The organism is Actinokineospora sp. PR83, assembly GCF_021056305.1.
Classification (GTDB): Bacteria; Actinomycetota; Actinomycetes; order Mycobacteriales; family Pseudonocardiaceae; genus Actinokineospora; species Actinokineospora spheciospongiae.
The window spans coordinates 1-20,684 of sequence record NZ_JAJCXD010000028.1 but is presented as its reverse complement, the minus strand read 5'-3'; the positions used below and the strand labels follow the sequence as shown (position 1 = coordinate 20,684).

Annotated in this window: 21 protein-coding genes; 13 read left to right on the top strand and 8 right to left on the bottom strand. The window is 72.2% G+C overall.

Features of this window, described 5'->3' with window-relative positions:
• Positions 1-60: 60 nt before the first annotated feature.
• Positions 61-1,377 carry a helix-turn-helix domain-containing protein gene (locus tag L6E12_RS10255; RefSeq protein ID WP_255683126.1) on the bottom strand — a complete coding sequence of 439 codons (1,317 nt, stop codon included), beginning with the start codon at positions 1,375-1,377 and terminating at the stop codon, positions 61-63.
• A 47-nt stretch (positions 1,378-1,424) separates the two neighbouring features.
• On the opposite strand from L6E12_RS10255, the gene L6E12_RS10250 reads away from it, so the two are divergent.
• Positions 1,425-1,619 (top strand): hypothetical protein, encoded by a 195-nt coding sequence (locus L6E12_RS10250; protein WP_236227670.1) that lies wholly within the window; start codon positions 1,425-1,427, stop codon positions 1,617-1,619.
• 278 nt (positions 1,620-1,897) lie between these two features.
• Positions 1,898-2,581: a Crp/Fnr family transcriptional regulator gene (locus L6E12_RS10245; protein ID WP_236227669.1), complete on the top strand. Its 684-nt coding sequence runs from the start codon at positions 1,898-1,900 to the stop codon at positions 2,579-2,581.
• Positions 2,582-2,981: 400 nt separating this feature from the next.
• Here L6E12_RS10245 and L6E12_RS10240 read toward each other — a convergent pair whose 3' ends face one another.
• Positions 2,982-3,905 (bottom strand): sterol desaturase family protein, encoded by a 924-nt coding sequence (locus L6E12_RS10240; protein WP_236227668.1) that lies wholly within the window; start codon positions 3,903-3,905, stop codon positions 2,982-2,984.
• An 82-nt stretch (positions 3,906-3,987) separates the two neighbouring features.
• On the opposite strand from L6E12_RS10240, the gene L6E12_RS10235 reads away from it, so the two are divergent.
• Entirely contained in the window at positions 3,988-4,584 is a 597-nt protein-coding gene (locus L6E12_RS10235; RefSeq protein WP_236227667.1) for a TetR/AcrR family transcriptional regulator, read from the top strand.
• Between the two features lie 766 nt (positions 4,585-5,350).
• Here the strand turns inward: L6E12_RS10235 and L6E12_RS10230 are convergent.
• Positions 5,351-6,334, bottom strand: coding sequence for a hypothetical protein (locus L6E12_RS10230; protein ID WP_236227666.1), 984 nt, complete (start codon positions 6,332-6,334; stop codon positions 5,351-5,353).
• 794 nt (positions 6,335-7,128) lie between these two features.
• Positions 7,129-7,578 (bottom strand): HIT family protein, encoded by a 450-nt coding sequence (locus L6E12_RS10225; protein ID WP_236227665.1) that lies wholly within the window; start codon positions 7,576-7,578, stop codon positions 7,129-7,131.
• 31 nt (positions 7,579-7,609) lie between these two features.
• Between L6E12_RS10225 and L6E12_RS10220 the strand changes: the two genes are divergently transcribed.
• Together L6E12_RS10220 and L6E12_RS10215 are read left to right on the top strand one after the other, a co-directional pair.
• Positions 7,610-8,233, top strand: a complete 624-nt coding sequence (locus L6E12_RS10220; protein WP_236227664.1) for a TetR/AcrR family transcriptional regulator — start codon at positions 7,610-7,612, stop codon at positions 8,231-8,233.
• 338 nt (positions 8,234-8,571) lie between these two features.
• Positions 8,572-9,045 (top strand): Lrp/AsnC family transcriptional regulator, encoded by a 474-nt coding sequence (locus tag L6E12_RS10215; RefSeq protein ID WP_236227663.1) that lies wholly within the window; start codon positions 8,572-8,574, stop codon positions 9,043-9,045.
• 56 nt (positions 9,046-9,101) lie between these two features.
• Here the strand turns inward: L6E12_RS10215 and L6E12_RS10210 are convergent, their stop codons facing one another.
• Positions 9,102-9,743, bottom strand: coding sequence for an LPXTG cell wall anchor domain-containing protein (locus tag L6E12_RS10210; protein WP_236227662.1), 642 nt, complete (start codon positions 9,741-9,743; stop codon positions 9,102-9,104).
• Between the two features lie 555 nt (positions 9,744-10,298).
• Between L6E12_RS10210 and L6E12_RS10205 the strand changes: the two genes are divergently transcribed.
• Both L6E12_RS10205 and L6E12_RS10200 read left to right on the top strand, forming a co-directional pair.
• A complete protein-coding gene (locus L6E12_RS10205) occupies positions 10,299-10,493 on the top strand; it encodes a hypothetical protein (protein WP_035278232.1) in 195 nt (64 codons plus the stop codon).
• Positions 10,494-10,560: 67 nt separating this feature from the next.
• A complete protein-coding gene (locus tag L6E12_RS10200; protein ID WP_236227661.1) occupies positions 10,561-11,769 on the top strand; it encodes an MBL fold metallo-hydrolase in 1,209 nt (402 codons plus the stop codon).
• 39 nt (positions 11,770-11,808) lie between these two features.
• On the opposite strand, the gene L6E12_RS10195 is transcribed toward L6E12_RS10200, so the two are convergent.
• Together L6E12_RS10195 and L6E12_RS10190 are read right to left on the bottom strand one after the other, a co-directional pair.
• Positions 11,809-12,513, bottom strand: coding sequence for a cytidylate kinase family protein (locus L6E12_RS10195; RefSeq protein ID WP_236227660.1), 705 nt, complete (start codon positions 12,511-12,513; stop codon positions 11,809-11,811).
• A gap of 55 nt (positions 12,514-12,568) precedes the next feature.
• Positions 12,569-13,579 (bottom strand): hypothetical protein, encoded by a 1,011-nt coding sequence (locus L6E12_RS10190; protein ID WP_236227659.1) that lies wholly within the window; start codon positions 13,577-13,579, stop codon positions 12,569-12,571.
• A gap of 40 nt (positions 13,580-13,619) precedes the next feature.
• Here L6E12_RS10190 and L6E12_RS10185 point away from each other — a divergent pair, with 40 nt between their 5' ends.
• The 6 genes from L6E12_RS10185 to L6E12_RS10160 all read left to right on the top strand — a co-directional run bounded on the left by L6E12_RS10185 (position 13,620) and on the right by L6E12_RS10160 (position 19,131).
• Complete coding sequence (locus L6E12_RS10185; RefSeq protein ID WP_236227658.1) at positions 13,620-14,144, top strand: GNAT family N-acetyltransferase; 525 nt, start codon at positions 13,620-13,622, stop codon at positions 14,142-14,144.
• Positions 14,145-14,213: 69 nt separating this feature from the next.
• Positions 14,214-15,632, top strand: a complete 1,419-nt coding sequence (locus L6E12_RS10180) for a hypothetical protein (protein WP_236227657.1) — start codon at positions 14,214-14,216, stop codon at positions 15,630-15,632.
• Between the two features lie 41 nt (positions 15,633-15,673).
• Positions 15,674-16,366 (top strand): histidine phosphatase family protein, encoded by a 693-nt coding sequence (locus L6E12_RS10175; protein ID WP_236227656.1) that lies wholly within the window; start codon positions 15,674-15,676, stop codon positions 16,364-16,366.
• A 62-nt stretch (positions 16,367-16,428) separates the two neighbouring features.
• Complete coding sequence (locus L6E12_RS10170) at positions 16,429-17,250, top strand: MaoC/PaaZ C-terminal domain-containing protein (RefSeq protein ID WP_236227655.1); 822 nt, start codon at positions 16,429-16,431, stop codon at positions 17,248-17,250.
• On the top strand, positions 17,250-18,416 hold the full coding sequence (locus L6E12_RS10165; RefSeq protein WP_236227654.1) for an acyl-CoA dehydrogenase family protein: 1,167 nt from the start codon (positions 17,250-17,252) through the stop codon (positions 18,414-18,416). The genes L6E12_RS10170 and L6E12_RS10165 overlap by 1 nt, the downstream gene beginning before the upstream one ends.
• Before the next feature lie 277 nt (positions 18,417-18,693).
• The gene (locus tag L6E12_RS10160; RefSeq protein ID WP_236227653.1) at positions 18,694-19,131 is read left to right on the top strand and encodes a hypothetical protein; all 438 of its coding nucleotides are present in this window, start codon (positions 18,694-18,696) and stop codon (positions 19,129-19,131) included.
• 147 nt (positions 19,132-19,278) lie between these two features.
• Here the strand turns inward: L6E12_RS10160 and L6E12_RS10155 are convergent.
• Positions 19,279-20,684, bottom strand: a 1,406-nt coding sequence (locus L6E12_RS10155) for a helix-turn-helix transcriptional regulator (protein ID WP_236227652.1), incomplete at its 5' end; no start/stop codon positions are given.

Genomic DNA, 20,684 nt, shown 5'->3' with positions numbered 1-20,684 from the left:
GGGCGGACGGCGGACGTCCCCTGGGGTGGCTCTCGGCGGTCCCCCCCCACCGCCGTGGTCTCACCTGTCCCGCAACGACTCCAGCCGCTTCCAGGCCCACACCGCGATCGACAGCGCGCCCTCGTCCTCCGCGTCCGCCGCCAGCGTCCGCAGCGACGCGATCGCCACCTCGGTCTCGCCCGCCTCCTGCGCGGCCAGCGCCAGCGTCCGGCGCAGCCGCAGCAGCTCGTAACCGGCGACCTCGGCCCGGTCGAGCACCTCCTGCGAGATCCGCATGGCCTCGCGCGGGGCGCCCGAGGCCAGTTCGAACCGCGCCTGGAGGCTGTCCACCTCGTCGCGGTCGGTCGACATGCTCAGCGTGCGCTGGGCGCTGCGCGCGTCCGCGATCAGCTTGCGCACCTCCTCCAGGTCGCCGCCGCAGTCGAGCTGGATCGACGCCGCCGCCCGGCAGAACCGCAGCCAGTCCTGCACCGGCATCGACCCGTTGAGCGAGTCGCGCGCCTTCTCCAGGTGGCTCAGCGCGTCCGCGCGCATCCCGGCGCGGCCCAGCGCCACCGCCGCGGTCCAGTACGCCCGCCCCGAGGTGGCCGGGGAGTCCAGAGTGGTCGCCGCGGCCAGCATCGGGTCGATCAGGTCCAGCGCCAGCGGTGACTCGTCGAGGTCGCACAGGACCGAGATCTGCACCGCGTAGAGCCGGACCTCCTCGGCCGTGCCCGCGAGCGGGCTGACCACCAGGGCGTGCTGGGTCTCGCTCAGCAGCGCCCGCGCCCGGTTCAGCTCGCCGACCGCGCGGCACGCGGTGGCCAGGTCGATGCTGATGGAGAGCTGGATGGTCTCCAGGCCCGCGGTGTCGGCCACCTTGGCCAGCTCGTCGAGGACGGCCAGCCGCTGCCGGTGCTCGTTGGTCATGCCCAGGATGCGCTGCAGCGACATCCCGCTCTCGATGATCGAAGTGGACTCGCCGTGCTGGCGGGCCCGGTCGAAGGCGTCCTCGGCGTGGCGGCGGGCGTCGACCAGGTCACCGGAGGCGAACGCGGACTGGGTGAGGATGCGGGTCATCAGTTGACCCGAGTCATGTTCGCTGGTCCGGGCGGTCGTCGAGGCGCCGTCGTCGGGCCAGCTATCGCCCGCGAGGTCGCGCGGGCGCACCCCGAGCGTGCGCGCCAGCTGGTGCACCACTTCCAGGGTCGGCACCCGGTTGCCCGCCTCCAGCAGCGAGACGTAGCTGGCGCTGACCGTGCCGCCGTCGGCGACGAGATCGCGCTGCGACATCCCGCGCTGCAGCCGCAGCTCCTTGAGCCGTTGACCGAACTCAGGCTGGGAGACCTTACCCGCACGCAATGGTGCTGACAATTGTTGACTCCGTTGCTGACTCATGATTTCCTCTAGTCACTGACTCAAGTCAACAAGCTCCGGAGGAAGTCATGAAGACCATCGCCACCGCCGTGTTGACCGCCTCGCTGGCCCTCGTGGGCCTCGGTCTGGCTCATGTCGCCCCCTCCGACGCTGGACACTTAGGTGTCGACTCTACCGCAACCCAGGTCGAACTGACCTCTGTCAAGGCGGGCGTTCCAGCATCCGGTGCGCAGGCGCGAACCCTTGACTGGCCCTGGATCTGACTTCCAGTACATAGTACGCCGGCTTGACTGGTGTAAGTAGGGGTTCACACCACCCCGGTCCACCAGCGGCACCCCCGGTCGATGGGATGGATCGACCCCCCTGCCCCGCTGCGGCCCGACCTCCGGGTTGTGACAGTTGTCGTCACCGCAGTCGCCAGGTTTCAGCAGTTCACGGTCCCGATCCGCGAATACGCGCCAGGGGCGTCACCACCCACACCATGCTCACAGACCGGTCGACCGCCGCACCACCGGCCGACCGCGCTTCGAGGGGGTTCGCCATGTCGATGACCTTGGCGCCACTGTCCAGCACGTCCTTCGCCGAGCGGCTCGAATCGATGATCACCCGGGAGACGCTCAGCGCCCCGTCGGTCCGGGTCGACAAGAACGCCAACGTCTACAACTGCGGCTACCGCTGCGACCAGGTGTACCTGGTCCGCTCCGGCCGCATCAAGACCGTCATGTACTCCAAGGGCGGCAAGGAGTGCCTGCTGTCCATCCACCCGGCGGGCGACCTGTTCGGCGAGCTGTGCGTGCTCGGCGGCCCCCGCGCGGAGACCGCCATCGCCATGGTCCCCACCGTGCTGCAGTACATGGCGATGGACGCCTTCCTCGTCGCCATGCGCCGCGAGGGCCTGCTGGAGGACTTCGTCCGCCACATGGCCACCCGCCTGGCCGAGCAGCAGCAGGTCATCAGCGACCTGGTCACCGTCGACAGCGAGCAGCGGCTCGGCTCCACCCTGCTCAGCCTGGGCCGCAAGCTGGGCAAGCGCGAGGCCCGCACGCTGCGCATCGACGAGAAGATCACCCAGGAGGAGCTGGCCGGGATGGTCGGCACCACCCGCTCCCGGGTCGGCCACTTCCTCAAGCGCTTCCGCGAGGCGGGCATCGTCGAGGTCCGCCAGGGCTGCTTCCTGCGCATCGACGAGGAGCGCCTGGTCGCCTACCTCGACAACCGCATGTAGGTCGGCCCCGCTGCTCCGATCCGGTGAAGCACCCCCCGGCCGATCGCCCGGGGAATTCGGGAAACCGCGTCACCCTTCCGGTTTTTCCTCGCTCACACGGGTGAGGAAACGGCGAATTCCCACGGTGTCGTCGACAACCATGTCAACAATTGTCATCACCCGATCGAGCGGTCGTCTTCACCGAAAAGGGGACCGGGTTTGCCGCCCGGGGTCCGGGGCGAGGACCATGGACACCGGTCGGTGCTCCCGGTGTCGTGCAGGGTCGATTCCCGGGGGCCGCCGCCACGCCCTCATCGCCATGCGACAACCGGCCGGGACACCGGGCGTCGCGCCCTCGTGCGATGAGGGCCGCGGGGCCCCGGCGGCGCGAGCTGCCGGGGCCCTTGCCGTTCGCCCCACCTCACGCGGGCCCGTCCACCCCGTCGCCCCGGGGCCTGTGGACAACCGGATGCGGGATCCCGCCGTCCTCCCTACTGTGCTCAGGACGCCACCCGGGCGGACCCAGCACGTACCCGAGCCGGTCCCGCCAGCGGCCCGCCGCCCGGACGTCGCGCAGGATCGCCCCGTACTCGTGGAACTGGAGGCTGATGACGTTGTAGGTCCCGACCGGGGTGGTCAGGCCGTAGGTGGGCCGGTGCCGCTCGGCGCGGAAGGTCCCGAAGAGGCGGTCCCAGACGATGAGCACGCCTGCGTAGTTGCGGTCGAGGTACTCGGGGTCGCTGCCGTGGTGCACCCGGTGGTGCGAGGGGGTGTTGAACACGGCCTCGACCCACCGCGGCAGCCGGTCGACCTTCTCGGTGTGCACGAAGAACTGGTAGATCAGGTTGGCGGAGAACGCCGTGTAGACGGTCCAGGGGGAGAAGCCCAGTAGCGGCAGCGGCACCCAGGCCAGCACCTCGAACCACTGGTTCCACTTCTGCCGCAGCGCGGTGCCGAGGTTGAAGTACTCACTGGAGTGGTGCGCCTGGTGGGCGGCCCAGGCCAGCCGAACCCGGTGCGCGAACCGGTGGTACCAGTAGAAGAGGAAGTCCACGCCGACGAGCAGCGCCACCCACGACCACCACGTGGTGGGCACGTGCCACGGCGCCACGTGCTCCCACAGCACGACGTAGAGCAGCAACGCCCCCGCCCGGAACACCAGCCCCACCCCGACGCTCACCGCCCCCATCGACAGGCTCGCCGCGGTGTCCCGCCCGTGGTACCCCTTCGCCTGCTCGTCGTCGAGGAACCGCAGGGCCACCAGCTCAACCCCGATGAACAGGAGGAACACCGGCAGCGCGTAGCCGATCGGATCGCCGAACTGGTGCCGCAGCGCGTCGAGCACGTCCCACCTCCAGGCAATTGACCTCCGGGTAAATTACCGCGAAGTCACTTCCCTGCCCAGGCCGCTGGATAGGATCGGTCGCATGACCGCGCACACCGGCACCAAGGGCGTCCCCCGGGCGGAACGGGAACCCCAGATCCTGGACGCCGCCGTGGCGGAATTCGGCCGCCACGGCTACGCCAACGCCTCGGTCGCCACCGTCGCCACCGTCGCGGGCATCTCCAAACCCCTGGTGTACAGCTACTTCGGCTCCAAGGAGGACCTGTTCATCGCCTGCCTCCGCCGAGGCGCCGACAACGTCATCACCTCCATCGAAGCCGCCAGGTCCCACACCGGCATGCGCCTGCCCGCCGAAACCCTCCGCGCCGTCTTCACCGCCCTCGGCCCCCGCCCCCACGACTGGACCCTCATCCACGACCTCACCCCACCGGTGGACAGCGCGGCAGCGGCGGCGGCCCGGGCCTACCGCCACACCCTCAGCGAGATGGCCGTCGACGGCGTCCGCTCCCTCCTGGCCGAACGCGGCAACACCGACCCCACCGACGCCTCGGCCCTGGTCGCGGTCTGGCTCAGCACGGTCACGGCCCTGGTCCGCTGGTGGCAGGACCACCCCACCGAATCCGCCCAGGACATGACCGACCGCTGCGAACGCCTCATCGCTGCCTTGTTCGCCGCCTGACCCCGCCCGATCCGCTGGCGCTTTGCTCCTACCGCCACCCGCCTCTGCACCGGCCCCGCTGCCTTGTGCCGCGACGCCTTGCCGGGCCGTGCTCTGCGAGCCGGGGTTTTGTCGTGGGTGCCCGGCTGGGTGGATGTGCTTGGCCGGGGCCCCTACGGCGATCATGTGGCCCAGCGTGACAGGGTGGGGCTGAAGGGATGCCCCACCGCCGGGGCAGGCTTGCACATGATCGCCACCCCCGGCCAAACACATCCACCCACCCGGGCAGGGGCATAGCCGGGCCGCCGGTTGCGAGGGTGGTCGCCCGTCGAGCACATCCACCCACCCGGGCATGGCCATAGCTGGACCTGCGGTCTGTGGGGTGACTGGTTGTCGCTGCGTCTGGTGGAGGTTCGGCGTGGTCGGATGCCCCTCCTGTCCCGCACCGCACCTTGCGGCGCCGCGCTGCGTTTTGCCGAGTCGAGCCAAGCCTCCCCGCTGCGCCGCCCTGCCTCGCACCGCGCTGTGCTGTGCTGGGGCGGCGCCTCGCCGTGCGCCTTGCGGCACCTTGCCGCTCTGCGTCACGCCTTGTCGAGCTGCGCCTTGTCGTGTCGGGCACTGTCCACTTGAGTCTTGGCAAGTTCGACTCGGCTGTTCCAACTGGTCACGCCGTGGTCGGCCGGGTCGCAGGCCGGGTGTCGCAGTAGGACTTTGATCGTCCTGTCCGAACGCGACAGACGACGAGGCCCGCCGTCCGTGGGCGGCGGGCCTCGGGGGTGCGTGGGGTTCAGCGGGCGGAGGAGGTGTCCTCGTCCGGCCGGTCGTCGTGGTCCTTGGCGCGGGGCCAGGCGGGGGTGTCGTCGTCGGTGCGGCGGAGGTGGCGGCGTTCTTCTTCCTGGTGGGCGGTGATGCGGGGCCAGCCGGGGTTGGCGACGGCGCTCAGGGCGGGGCGGTCGGGGGCCGGGGTGTCGAGGCGCTCGGCCTGGTAGTGGGGGTCGGGGTCGGTCTTGGTGACCGCCGCCGTGAGCTGGGCGAAGGTGGGGAGGAGTTCCGCTGCCTCGCGGACCTGTTCCGGGTGCCGGGACAGCCACCAGACGACGGCCGTGCCGGGGTCGGTGAGGACCTCTTCGGCGAGGTAGGCGCGGGCGTGCTGTTCCAGTTCGCGTTCCTGGTGGCGGACCTGCTTCTCCTTGCGCAGCTCGGTGAGCCGCGCCAGCCTGCGGGCGTCGTCGTCGGGGACGGTGAGGCCGATGGACTCGGCCCAGGAGATGACCTGGCCGGAGCGGTCCGGGAGCATCGCGCCCAGTTCGGCGGCCAGGCGGGTCTGCACCGTGTCGACGTCGGTGGGGGCGCCGGTGATCGTGACGACCCTGGCGCGCTCCAGGATCGCGTGCACCGCCAGGCCGCGCAGGTTGCCGTGCTGTTGCTGGCCCTGCTCCTGCGGGACCCAGCACACCGTGCACGAGAGCAGGAACCGGTAGTACGGCTCCGCGCTGTCCACCGGGATCGACGGCACGTGGTGCTCGGAGTGCGGCGGCGTCGGCGGCTTCGCGGCGGCGGCGCGGCGCCGGGCGGCCTCGTCGCGCAGCGCGCGCTGGTCGCGCTGGAAGAGGATCTGCTTGACGACCAGCCCGCTGAGCCCCAGCGACACCAGCAGCGCCAGCATGATCAGCCATCGACCCCAGCCCAGTGCGAGCCCCAGGGCCCACGGCAGGGCCAGCCCCACGACCACCACCAGTGCGGGCGCGCGCCAGCGCGAGGTGAAATCCACACCTAGGTGGGTACCCGGTGCGGCCCCCGAGGAGTAGACACAACCTCCGACATTCGCTCGAACATACGAACGCCGGTCCCGTTCCCGGTCGGCAGGCTGGGCCGGACGGGGGATGGACAGACCGCCGGTTCCACGCTCCGGCACCGGGTGATCACGCAGAGCCGTTGGCGCCCGGTGACAACACCGCACACTCACATCCGCTCAATCCGCCCCGCACCGCCGGGCAATCCCATCGGACACCCCCGCCACCCGCACCCCCGACGACACCGGTGGCCGAGGCAAAACCCCGTCACCGCACGTGATCGGCAGGAACCCGCCGCCACCCTGGCCCTCGCGCCGCGGCACACATCTCCCGCGCGTCGACCTCCGACCGCGTCCGCCCCGCAACCGCTTGCCGACATCGACGCGCACCCCCGCACGCCGACCCACAACCACACTCGCCTGCCGCTCGTGCAGCCACCCGCCGACATGGGCGCGCACCCGCGCAGGTCGACCTGCGACCGCGTTCGCCCCCCACCCGCGCACATCGGCGCGCGCCTCCGCACCTCGACCTGTGGCCACCATCCGCCCGCGCGGCCAGGCACCGACGCGCACCCCGCACGTCGGCTACCACCGCCCACCGCGCCGCGGCCCCTCGATGTCCGCCCGGATCCGCCGCGCCCGTCGCGGTCGACGCCCAGCCGGAACGCGTGCAGGACCCACCCGCGATCCCCTCGGCGCCACCGGCCACCCGCCGCTGTGTCCAACCGGGACACCCCGGGTCGACTTGCCGTCTGCAACTCCCCGTTGCGCGGCTACCGGTCCTGCGCCGCCAGCGCGGCGCGGATCTTCTCCGCGTACGCCGCCGCCGGGTTCTCCTCGTCGTACGGGTGGCGGGGGCCGAGCCAGAAGCGGAGGCCGTCCTTCTTGTGCCGGGGGATCACGTGCAGGTGCAGGTGCGGCACGGACTGGCTGACGACGTTGTTCACCATCACCAGCGAGCCGTCCGCGCCGAGGCCGTCCTCCACGGCGCGCTCCAGCCGCTGGGCGAGGGTGAAGAAGGTGGGGACCTCGGTGGCGGGCAGGTCGCTCAGGATGGTGTGGTGGGTCTTGGGGATCAGCAGGACGTGGCCGCGGAAGAGGGGGCGGTGGTCCAGGAAGGCGAGGGTCCGGTCGTCCTCGTGGACCACGTCGGCGGGGAGCTCACCAGCGAGTATCCGACAGAACGAGCACGTTTGCGACATCAGGTCCTCCAGGCTGCCCACGGGTTCATCACACTCTGGGCACAATGGTGCGGTGACCGTTCCAGACACGCCGTACCAAGTGCGCAGAGCTCCGACGCAGTACCGGGCGAGCCGACAGATCGAACGGATCCTGGACGCCGCCTCGCGTGTGGTCACCGAGAAGGGTTTCGCGGGTACCACCACCGCCGACATCGCCAAGTCGGCCAAGGTGTCCATCGGCTCGGTCTACCGCTACTTCCCGGACAAGGTCGCCGTGATGAAGGCGGTGGTGGAGCGGAACTCGGCGCGGTACCAGCGCCGGGTGGACGAGGAGACCACCGCCATGCCGTCGCACCGGTGGCGGGAGGCGGTGGAGCACGCCTACGACATCTACGTGGACATGTGCCGCGGCGACGACGGCTTCCGCGCGCTCAGCGGGGCCGGGATCGCCTCCGGCGAGCTGGAGTCGACCGCGGCGGGGGTGGAGGACCCGCTCTCGCCCGCGTTCGCCCAGATGCTGACCGCGCGCTTCGACTTCCCGGCCTCGCCGGAGCTGCGCACCACCATGCTCCAGGCGGTGACCATCGGCGACGTGCTGACCAGGTTGGCGTTCCGGCTCGTCCCGGGTGGACACCCGGAGACCCTGGCGCAGACCAAGCGCATCATCGTGGACCTGTTGGCGCCCTACGCGCCCTGACGGTGTGGGTGCGGCGCGGCGGTGCTGGGACTTGCACCGCCGCGCCGCGGTCCGATCCCCCGGGGTGACCGGCCCGGGGAGGTTTGTATGGCTGGGCAACAAACCCTGCCCCCTCAGGGTGGCGATCCGAACCCGCCCGGCATACCGCCGTTCAGCGCATTGTGTGATCCGCCCGGTCACCGTTGAACCGGATTCGCCCGGATCGCGGTTCCACCAAACCGAGCGCGCCGCCGCCCCGAATCACTGGTGGGACCCGCTGTGTTCGGTGCGCACGGCGGCCTCCCGCCGGGGACAGGCCCCGACGGGACCTCCCACCGCCGGAGAGGGGTGCGACGCCGATGGCGCACACAGCTGAACTCGACCCGATAGATGTGGCCATCCTGCGCGAGCTGCAACGCGACGCGCGGTTGCAGAACAAGGAGTTGGCCGCGATCGTGGGGGTTGCCCCGTCGACCGCGCTGGAGCGCGTGCGCTCGCTGCGCAGGCGCGGCGTGCTGACCGGGTTCCACGCCACGGTCAGCCTGTCCGCGCTCGGCAGGCCGATCAGCGCGCTGCTGTCGGTGCGGGTCCGCCCGCACCGGACCCAGGTGGCCGAGGCGTTCACCGAGTACGTGCTCGGGCAGCCGGAGACGGTGTCGATGATGCACGTCGCGGGCCCGGACGACTACTTGGTGCAGGTCGCGGTGCCCGACACCGACCACCTGCGCAAGCTGCTGGTGGAGCGGCTGGAGACCCGGCCCGAGGTCATGTCGGTGAGCACGGTGCTGGTCTTCGAGGCCGTCGACCGGGTCGTGCAGGCGCCGATCGCCTAGCGGACGCGGAAAGGCCCGGACCCCGCAGCGGGGATCCGGGCCTTCCTCGGCTCAGGTCAGTTGTTGCTCGCGCGGCGGCGCACGGCGATGAGCGCGCCTGCGCCACCCAGGACCAGGACGCCACCGATGGCCAGCGGCAGGGCGATGCTGGCGCCGGTGTCGGCGAGGTCGTCGTCGGCCGGGACCGGGGCGGCGGTGGTGGTCGGCGCCACGGACGCGGTGGTCGTGGTCACCGGCGGGGCGGTGGTCTCCGCGGGCGGGGTGGTCGTCGACGCGGGCGGCGTGGTGGTGGTCTCCGCGGGCGGGGTGGTCGTGGGGGCCGCCTTCTTGCAGGCGTCCGCGTGGACCTTGTCGGTGAAGCTCCACTTCTTCTCGCCGGTGGGGTCGTCGCTGGTCTTCACGGTCAGCACGTAGTCGTGCTCGATCGTGGCGTCCTGCTTGTCCCAGGTCTGCTGGTGGCCCTTGCCGAAGCTGCCCTTGCCCAATTCCTCGCCGTTGTCGGTGAGGGTCCAGGTGTTGGTCGAACCCTGGGTGTAGTCGTGCAGGGTGACCGTCACGGTGGACTTCTCGTCGGCGCACGACGCGGTGACCTTGCCCGCGTGGGCGGAGGCGACGCCGGTCATGCCGAAGACGGCGGTGGAAGCGAAGATGCCGATGACCGCGGTGCGGGCCAGGACACGGGAACGGGACGTGCTCACGGAAACTCTCCTCGGTTCGTGCTGGAAAAGTCGCCGCAGCCCCGACTCCCGTAAGCCGCGCGACGTTATGGCGGGGAGACTAGCCACCTACATGGGTGACGCGGCAGCCGGGTAGGCACTGATGGTGTATTCGTTATCAAGAACAGGGGGTCGCACCTATCGCTCGTACGAGTGATATGGGCTATTGATGCTGGCTGAGCGTCACGCAAGGGGTCGGCATCCAGGTGGCAGTGCGGTACCGCGTCGGGTACCTCCCGTTACCGGGGTCGGCACCCGCGCGGATCCGGTGCGGCCGAACGGGTGGTGTCGCTGCGCCGTTCCGGTGAGTTCCGCTCCCGCCGGGTCGGTTTTCCGGCGACGTCCCCATTCCCCGGATGCGAAAGCGGCGGAGTCGATCAATGGGTTCCTGAACGGGCGGCGATCCATTGGTGGCGAATTGCTCACGGCGGTTCAACAACCGGGTTCGCGACCTCGGGTGGGGGCGGCCCGAGCCGCGGTTTTGCGCGGGGACGTCTGTGTCGGGTGGAGGTTGCCCGCGATCAATAGGCTGTCGGGATGAAGACTCCTTGGTGGAAGTTCGTGCTCGTGGTGGTCTGCTTCCTCGTCGGCGGCGTGTGGACCTTCCAGGGCCTCGGCGTGATCGGCGGCAGCTTCATGACCGGCTCGCCGGTGTGGCTGGCGATCGGCCTGGTCCTCGTGCTGGCGGGGGTGTGGCTGCTGGTGGAGACCCTGCGCGCGCGCCGTCGCTGAGGGTGTTCCTGAGAGTCTTTTCAGTCGCTGAGAGTGCCCTCAGTGCTGTCGGTGGGATCATCTGTGCATGAGACGTTCCCTGGTCGCCCTCGGTCTGCTCGGCGCCGCGGCGTGGGCGCTGCGCGACATCCCGGTCGCCGTGGGCGGTCGCGCCCGCGGCGACCGCGCCACCCGGGTCGCCCGCTCCCCGCAGTTCCGCGACGGCCGGTTCCGCAACCGGCCCACCCCGACCGCCGACCGCACCCCGAGTGCCACCATGGCCCCCGCCACCCTCGGCAGCACCCTGCGCGAGATGGCCCTGGGCAAGGAACAGCGCACGCCCCTCGGTGACATCCCCCTGGTCACCCCCACCATCCCCGCCGAACGCGCCCAGGGCCTGCACCTGACCTGGTACGGCCACGCCACGGTCCTGGTGGAGATCGACGGCGCCCGCATCCTCTTCGACCCGGTCTGGAGCGACCGCGTCTCCCCGTCGAGGCTCGCGGGCCCCCGCAGGCTCCACCGCCCGCCGCAACCGCTGTCGGAACTCCCGGCCGTCGACGCCGTGGTCATCTCCCACGACCACTACGACCACCTCGACCTGCCCACCATCCGCACCCTCCTGCGCACCCAGACCGCGCCGATCGTCGTCCCCCTGGGCATCGGCGCCCACCTGGAGCGCTGGAAGGTCCCCGCCGACCGCATCGTCGAACTCGACTGGTCGGAGAGCGCGGAGGTCGCGGGCATCACCCTCACCGCCACCCCCGCCCAGCACTTCTCCGGCCGCCTCTTCGCCCGCGACCGCACCCTGTGGACCTCCTGGGTCGCCGCGGGCCCGGTCCACCGCGTGTTCTACACCGGCGATTCCGGCTACTTCCCCGGCTACGCCGAGATCGGCGCCGAGCACGGCCCGTTCGACGCCACCCTGGTCCAGATCGGCGCCTACAACAACAACTGGGCCGACATCCACATGACCCCCGAGGAGGGCCTCGCCACCCACCTCGACGTCGACGGCGGCCTGCTGGTCCCGGTCCACTGGGCCACCTTCAACCTCGCCACCCACCCCTGGACCGACCCCGCCGACCGCCTCTGGCGCGCAGCCCGCGCCCACGGCGTCCCCGTGGCCATCCCCCGCCCCGGCGAACGCGTCGACGTCCACGACCCCGCCCCGGTCGACCCGTGGTGGCAACGCCTGGGCGCCCCGTCCGAAACTCCCACCCGATCGAGCGACACGCCAACCCCCGAGTTGTCCACAGCCAAGATCAACACCTCCTCTCCGACCCGCAGCCCGAGCTAGAATGGCCGCAAGGGCGCCAATCCCCGGGGAGAGCGCTCGTCAAGCCCTGTGCGCCGATGGGTGTGGTCGGAATTCCCAGGTCGGCCGTTGGAGCTGGTTGTTGTGCACGATGACGTCGGCGTAGTCGGTTGGGCGGGCTGTGGCGAAGTAGAGCTGTTGGGCGGGGATGTAGCGGTTGCGCCAAGACCGTTCGATCTCAGCGGTGTCGGCAGTGGATCCGGTAGGCGCTGTGCCTCGGTCCCGGGCGCGATCCACCGTCTGCTCGAATGGGGTGGACACGAAGATGCGCAGGTCCCAACGGTCGACGAGTTCCGGGCGCAGGAGGAAGACGCCGTCGAAGAGCAGTACGGCGTCTGCGGAGGCGGTCGTGGTGGGCGGGGACGACGGGGCGTCGGCGTCCTTGTCGTAGACCGCGTGTCGGAACCTCCGGTCTCCGCCCGGGCCGAGCGGGTCGAGCAGGACCCGGCGCAGCGCGGCGTGGTCGTGGGCGTCGAAATAGCAGCCCTCGGCCGAGTACCGGCCGCGTCGGTAGCGCTGCGCACGGGGGAAAAGGAAGTCGTCGACGGTCGCGCGGATGACGTCGCGGTCCTGCACGCGCAGGACGTCGGCGAGCTCGTCGGCCAGCGTGGTCTTGCCTGCGGCAGGCGGCCCGTCGATGGCGACCCGCAGCGGATGCGCGGTCGTGGCAGAGCTGATCGCCTCGGCCAGCCTGCTGATCAGCTCGCCGCGAGTGCCTTGGTCCATTGCTGCCTCTCACGGTGTCCATACACGGCCTGGGGGGTGTCGTCCTGTGAGGGGGTCAGTCCAGCCCCAACCGCACCAGCGCCCGGGCGAAGGCGTTCTCCCCGCCGTAGCTCCACGGCAGCGCCGACGGCCGGTTGCCGACGAAGGCCAGGTGCTTGCGGGCGCGTTCGTGCTCGCCCGCCTCCAGCATCGCCCAGCCGAACAGGTTGTGGGCTTCCTTGTCGTAGGCGCGGACCCGGTTGGACTGGCCCCACTTGCTCTCCGCGGCCAGGACCTCGTCGCGGAACGGGCCGCGGAAGTGGCGGGCGTGCAGGCGGACGTAGGCCCAGGTGCTGCCCTCCTCGATGAAGCGGTCGCCCTCCTTGAGCAGGTACTCGGCGTGGGCGAGGGGGAGCATGGCGGCCAGCGGGCTGCCGGGTGGGGCCTTGGCGACGGTGTCCCTGGCGAACTCGAACATCTCCTCGTGGGAGCCGCCCCACTTGAGGGTGAGGGTCTGGAGCCGGGCGCAGTGGGCGGGGTAGGAGGTGGGGCAGCGCTTGGTGGCCTCGAGCCAGACCAGGTCGCGCTGGGCGGGGTCGAGTTGCATCCCGCGGGCGTAGCGCTGGAGTTCGACCCAGGGGGTGGCGTCGGCGGGGGCGAGCTTCGCCGCGGCCATCAGGGGGTCGCGGGCTTCGCGGAGGCGGGCGGTGAACAGGCGGAGGCGGTCGTCGCGGATGGTGTGGGCCCAGCCGTCGCCGCGGATTTCCCAGGCTTCGGTGATGAGGGTGGCGCCCAGCCAGAGGAGGGCGTCGGCGGCCTCGCCGGGGGGCAGGCCCTCGGCGATCATGGCGCGGATCTCGGTGGACTGGCCGATGGCGGCCTCGGCGAGGGCGCGCACCCGCTGGGTGCGCAGTTCGTGGTAGTCGCGGCACTCGCGCAGCAGCGCCTGCCCCGCCTTGCGGTGCCCGTCGCGCACGGCGTCCACGCCCGCGTCCAGGGCCATGTCGTCCCAGCAGCGGTCGAGCACCAGGGTGTCGGCGATCGCCGACACCGCTTCCCGCGCCTTCTTGCGGCCGAACAGTCCCATGCCCCCGAGGGTATCCACCCGCGCGGGTTAGGCTCGGGTCGTGCTCACGTTCCGCCGCGCCACCCCCGATGACGTACGGTTCCTGGTTCCCCTGGTGGAATCCGCCTACCGCGGCGACGCCAGCCGGGCGGGCTGGACCACCGAGGCGGACCTGCTCGACGGGCAGCGCACCGACCCCGGCGGGGTCCTGGAGGCGATCACCGACCCGGATGGTGCGGTGCTGGTCGGGGAGCGGGGCGGGCAGGTCGTGGTGTGCTGCCAGGTGGCGGTGGTCGACGGCGCGGGCTACTTCGGGTTGTTCGCCGTGTCGCCGGAGCACCAGGCAGGGGGCGTCGGCAGGCTCGCGCTGGCCGAGGCGGAGCGGGTCGCGGCGCGGGAGTGGGGGGTGTCGGAGATGCGGATGAAGGTCCTCACCGCCCGCGAGGAACTGATCGCCTGGTACGTCCGCCGCGGTTACGCCCGGACCGGGGAACTCTCCCCCTTCCCCTACGGCGACGTGCGTTTCGGCGTGCCCCGCCGCACCGACCTCGCCTTCGAGACGCTGGTCAAGCCGCTTCCGTCCTGATCAGACAGTGCGGGCGGGGTCGGCGGCCCCGGGCGCCGCCGCGCCCCGTGCGCGCGCGACAATGCGGTGGTGTCCGGACCCACGATCCACGACCACATCCGCGCCCACCTCGACCCCAGCGGCCACGGCCTGCTCCCCGGTGGCGCCGAGCTGCCGGACGAGCCGACCGGCGGGATCCGCTGGGCCTCCGGCGCCCGCGACGCCCGGCCGGTGCTCGGCCGGTTCGGGGCGGGCCCGGACGCGGGCGAGCTGGCCGGGCTGGTGGCCGACGCGCTGGGCGGCGATCCCGACGACCCCGGCGCCCCCGGGTACGCCGCGCTGTACGAGGCGCTGACCGCGGGCGCGGCCGAACCCGCCGGGGTCGCGCACCTGCCCTCGGGCCCGCTGCACGACCTGGGGGTGCGGCTGGTCACCGGGGCGCGGCACCGCGAACCGGTCCGCTTCGGCCTGGGCCTGCTCGGCGCCGACGACACCGAGCTGCTGCTGCTCATCGGCAGGCACGAGGAGTTCACCGGCGCCGCCGCGGCGACCATCGAGGCCACCCACGCCGACGCCGAGCCCGCGCTGCTGCGGCTGGCCGACGCGGTGACCGGGTGGGGGCGCATCGGCGTCGTCGAGCGGTTCGGCCCCGGCGCGGGGCCGGGGGTGCGGGACTGGTTGCTGCGCGGTGGTTTCCGCAACGCCGTGCTCGACGCCTACCTGGCCCACCGCGCCGCCACCGTGGGCGACCTGGCCGCCGCCCTGTCGGTGCCCACCGTCGACGGCGAGCTGCTGACCGCCGCCTGCGACATCGTCTGCGCCCTCCTCGACGGCGGCCCCGCGGCCACCCTCGACGACTACGCCGACGCGCCGCGCGCCCTCGCCGCGCTGCTCACCCACCTGGAGGCCCACCCCGGTGAGCTGCGGCACCTGGTGGCCCTGGCCCGCCTGGACGACTACCTGGCCGACGGCGGCTGGCCCGCCCGCTACCGGCGGCAGTGGACCATCGCCCGGCACGAGGCCCTGGTCCGCCGGGTCCGCGACCTGCTGGCCCGCCCGCACTGGCCCGCCCTGGTCGCGGGCGGCCTCACCCGCCCCATCACCTTCCACGACGCCCGCCAGGCCGCCCGCGCGCTGGACGTCGACACCTTCCCGGCCCTGCTCGACCACGTCCGGGCGGGGGCGGGCGACTGGCCGCTGCTGATGGCCGAGACGACCGCGGACCGGTTGCCCGCTGTCCTCGCCCTCGCCGCGGCGACCCGGCTGGCGCCCGCGGACCTGGACACGGTGGTCACCGCGCTGCGGGCGCACCCGGGCCACGGCGTCGACCTGGTGCTGGCGTCGCTGGCGTCCCCGGTCGGGCGCAACCGGGCGATGGCCGTGCGGACGCTGGTGGGCTGGGGGCCCGCGGCGTGGGCGGAGGCCATCCAGTCCGCCCTGCGCCGGGCGATCGCCGCCGAACCGGACCCCGCGCTGCGGGAGAGCATGGCCCAGCTCCTCACCGGCTGACCGTGTTGACGAACCCCCGGTCCGGCGGGTCTGCTGTGACCGTGTCGACCACCGAGTACCGCCAGAGCCGCTTCGTCCCGCCGCCCGGTGCCACCGAACTGCTCCTGGTGCGCCACGGCGAATCCGCGGCCGCCCGGCCGGACCGGCTGTTCCCGCTGGTTGACGGCCAGGGTGACCCCGAGCTGGCGCCGGACGGGGTGGTGCAGGCGCGGCGGGTGGGTGCGCGGCTGGCAGGCGCCGGGGTCGATGCGATCTACGTGACGAACCTGCGCCGGACCGCGCAGACCGCGGCGCCGCTGGTCGAGGCCACCGGGCTCGCGGCGGTCGTCGAGCGGGACCTGCGGGAGGTCCACCTGGGGGAGTGGGAGGGCGGGGCGCTGCGGTGGAAGGTCGCCGAGGGCGACCCGCTGGTGGCGCGGATGCGGGCGGAGCAGCGGTGGGACGTGATCCCGGGGGCCGAGGGGCTCGACGCGCTGCGGGAGCGGATCGGCGCGGCGGTGCGGCGGATCCACGCGGCGCAGCCGGGGCGGCGGGTCGCGGTGTTCACCCACGGCGGGGTGATCGCCCAGGTGCTCGCCGTGGCCACCGGCGCCGAGCCGTTCGCGTTCCTGGGCGCGGACAACGGTTCCCTGTCGCACGTGGTCGTCGACGGGGACTCGTGGCGGGTTCGGCGGTTCAACGACACGGCGCACCTGGCGGGTGATCTGTCCGTCGCGGGCGAGGCGCAAACCTGAGCTGCGTTCACCTGTCGCGGGTTGGGGTGCGCTCGGGGTGGGCTGGTGGTTGGGTCTGGGGCATGGGTCTTGATCAGTACCTGGACGGGTGGCGGCCGGGGGTGGTGCAGGTCGAGGACGGGCTCAGCGGGGCTCCCTCGGCCGCCTTCGCCGCCGCGCTGGACCAACCCGAGGTGAGGGGCGGGGCGCTGCCGCCGTTGTGGCACTGGTTCCACTTCCTGGAGTGGCCGCCGGGCGGGGCCCTGGGGGCCGACGGGCACCCGCTGGCCGGGCACTTCCTCCCACCCGTCCCCGACCGGCGGCGGATGATCGCCGGGGGCCGGGTCAGTTGGCGCGCGCCGTTGCAGCTCGGGCGGCGGGCCACCCGGGTGTCGGCCTTGCAAGGGGTCGAGGTCAAGCGGGGGCGCACCGGGGAGATGGTGTTCGTGACCGTGCGGCACGAGGTGGTGCAGGGCGGTGTGCTGTGCCTGGTCGAGGAGCACGACGTGGTCTACCGCAGCGGGGACGCCCGGCACCGGGCGTTCGAGCGCCCGGACCGCAGGGTGGAATCCGATTCGCCCTGGCAGCTCCGGTTGCACGCCGACTCCGTGCTGCTCTTCCGGATGAGCGCCCTGACGGCCAACTCCCACCGCATCCACTACGACGAGTCCTACGCGCGCGACGTCGAGGGCTACCCGGGCGTCGTGGTGCACGGGCCGCTGCTGGCGTTGCTCATGGCCGAGCTGCCCCGGCGCGCGGGGGAGAAGCTGGCGTCCCTGCGCTACCGCTTCAAGAAGCCCGTGTTCGCCGGGGACGAGGTGCTGGTCACCGGTGGACCGGACGGCGGGTTCGCGGTCGTCGGGGCGGGTATCCACGCCGAGGCGGAAGCGCGGTTCGGGCTGTGATGGGCGACCTGGACCCGGTGGAGCGCGACATCGTCGCCGCCGTGCGGGCGTTCGTGGACAAGGACGTCCGCCCGGTCGCCCGGGAGCTGGAGCACGCCGACGCGTACCCGGGAGAACTGATCGAGCGGATGAAGCGGATGGGGGTGTTCGGGCTCGCCGTGCCCGAGCCCTACGGGCAGGTCCGGGTGTCCACCCCGTGCTACGCCCTGGTCACCGAGGAACTGGCCCGCGGGTGGATGAGCCTGGCGGGCGCCATGGGCGGGCACACCGTCGTCTGCGACCTCCTGCGCCGCTTCGGCACCGACGAGCAGAAGGAGCGCTACCTGCCCCGGCTGGCGACCGGGGAACTGCGGGCCACGATGGCGCTGACCGAACCCGGCGGCGGCTCCGACCTCCAGGCGATCCGCACCACCGCCCGCCGGGACGGGGACGAGTACGTGGTCAACGGCTCCAAGACCTGGATCACGAACGCGCGGCGGGCGGGGCTGGTGGCGTTGCTGTGCAAGACGGACCCCCGGGCCGAGCCCGCGCACCGGGGGGTGAGCGTGCTGCTGGTGGAGAAGGTCCCCGGGTTCACCGTCTCCCGGGACCTGCCGAAGCTGGGGTACAAGGGGGTGGAGAGCTGCGAACTGTCCTTCGACGACGCTCGGGTTCCGGTTGGCGCCGTGCTCGGTGGGGTGGAGGGCAAGGGGTTCGGGCAGATGATGGCCGGGTTGGAGATCGGGCGGGTTCAAGTGGCTGCTCGGGCCACCGGTGTGGGGCGGGCGGCGTTTGACGATGCCTTGCGGTACGCGCAGGAACGGGAGAGCTTCGGCAAACCGATCTGGCAGCACCAGTCTGTGGGCAACCTCCTCGCCGACATGGCGACCAGGTTGACGGCTGCGCGGCGGCTCGTCCTGCACGCGGCGGCGCTGATCGATCGGGGGGTTCGGGCTGATCTGGAGGCTGGGATGGCGAAGTTGTTCGCCTCCGAGGCGGCCATGCAGATCACCATCGACGCGATCCGGGTGCACGGGGGGTATGGGTATTCGACGGAGTTCGATGTGGAGCGGTACTTCCGGGACGCGCCGTTGATGATCGTGGGGGAGGGGACGAACGAGATCCAGCGGGATGTCATCGTTCGGCGGCTGGTGGAGCGGGGTGGCTTGGACCAGCTCGGGCTGTGACTCCGGGAACTGCAGGCATCCGCTCTGGACCTGGCACCAGCGCGTGCCTGCGCGACTGTGCGAACCGCATCGCGGGAGAGGCGTGTCGATGCCCGTCGCCCGTCATGCTTTTGGCGGAGTATCGGGGGGTGAAATACCCGTTAGGGTGGTGGAAAGGAGTCACGGGATCGGGGTTCTCGGCCGGGTGATGGGTGCGCGTCATCTGTGGCTCCACCTTTTCGCGGTCCGGGTTCGTCGATCCTCTCGTGCGGAAAACCGGGAGGTTGCCATGGGAAGAATGCGGAACAGGATCGCATCCGCTGCCGCAGCGGGGGTGATCGCGGTGATCACCGCGGTCGGCGCAGCGCCCACTGCCTCCGCGACCGATCCGAGCAAGGCGCCTGCGGGTTACGCCGGTCCTTTTTCCTCCTGCTCGGGCCAACTCCTCCACCACATCCCCCTGGCGGGGACCACCGGGTATGTCAACGTCTGGTACTCGTCCGCGGGCAGCGGCACGTTCTGCGCGATGACCTTCGACAACCTCGCGGGCTCCCACCACACGGAGGTGATCCTGCGCCACGAGGACTGGGACACCCCCTGGTACGACTCCGGCGACTACACGACCTACGCCGGGGGGATCTACGTCTCGGGCATGAACACCCGCTGCGCCTGGGTGTGGGGCCGGGTGGTGGTCAACGGGGTCGACCACAACACCGGCTGGGTCTACATCTGCTGACGACCACGCCTCGGCAACACGATCGCCACCCCCGACCGAGCACGTCCACCCCCCGGGCACATCCCCGTGGCCGGGCCGCCGATTCGCAGGGCGGCTGCGCCGGTGGGACTGGTGGCCTGCCTTGTGGTCCGGGATGGCGGGCAGGGGTCAGCGGTCCAGGGCGGTGCGCAGCCGGGACAGCAGGTCCGAGCGGCTGGTGGCGCCCAGGCGGGCGCGCATGCGGGCCATGTGGTGCTCGACCGTCTTCGCGGAGATGAACAGGCGGTCGCCGATCTGCTTGTAGGTCAGTCCTTCCACGACCAGGGTGGCGACCTGGAGTTCTCGTTCGCTGAGGCGCGCGCCGACGCGGTCGGTTTCCTCCTGGGGTTGGCCCGCGGTGCCCTGGCCCTGGAGCATCCGGGCGCAGTCCAGGAGGGACAGCATGGCCTTGCGGTCGGAGGTGCGGATGGCGGCTTGGCCCGCCAGCCTTGCCGCGTCCCAGCACAGGCCGACCGCGTGCAGGCCGCGGGCCGCCGCCTCGACGGTGACCGGGTCGACCTCGCCGTCGAGGACGTGGCGCCAGCAGGTCGCCGCCGATGCCACCGCGGCGTGGAAGGGGCCCGCTGTGGCGTTGGCGGTCAGGGCCTCGGCGTGCTTGTCGGCGGCGGCGGGGTGTTCGGCGATGATCTCCGCGTGCAGGCAGGACCAGTGCAGCATGGTGGTCCACGCTGGTGGGTCGCCCAGTTGGTGCAGCAGGTCCCAGGCCTGGTCCAGGTGCGGGGCGAACCGCTCCCGGTCGCCGACCCTGGCCGCGGCGACGGCGAACTCGCCCAGGGGCAGCAGGGTGAACAGGTCGACCGGGTGGCGGACCACCGCCTCGTACGCCTGCTCCCAGGTGCGGCGCAGTGCCGCCAGGTCGCTGCCGCGGCGGGCGGTGCCGACGGCCAGCCCCACGGCGAACAGCCAGTCGCGCGGGGACAGGGGGGTGCCTGCCTGTGCCAGTGCTGCCGTGGCCTCGGTGCCGTCGCCGCGGACCATGGCTGACCAGGCGCCCAGGAGGCGGTGGCGGGTGGTCAGCAGGGCGCCGCCGACGCGGGCCGCGGTTGCGCGTTCCAGCAGTGGTTCGGCGAGTGCGCCCGCCCCGGTGTGCAGGGCCAGCAGGGCGCCCAGCGCGGCGGGGCTGTCCGGCAGCAGCACGTCGTGGCCGACCGGTTCCAGCATCTCCGCCGCCCGGACCACTGTGGACAGTGCGGCGGGGCCGGAGCCGTCCACCGAGGCCAGGATGCCGCGCGCCGCGGAGCTGACCGCGCCCGCGAGCAGGGTGGGTGGGCCGTCGGTCGCGGCGCGGTCGAGGGCCGCGCGGGCGTCGGTGAGCCTGCCGACGCCGACCAGGCCGATCGCAGCGAACGCCCCCTGGCCGGACCACTGGTACAGCTCGGCGCTGCGGGCCAGTTGGCCGCGGTGGGCCAGCGCGGCGGCGGCGACCCCCGCGGCGGCGGCCCGGCGTTCGCCGCCCGCCGTCGCCAGCAGCGCGTCGGCGCGGCGCAGTGCGCTGTCCAGGGCCCCGGACAGGG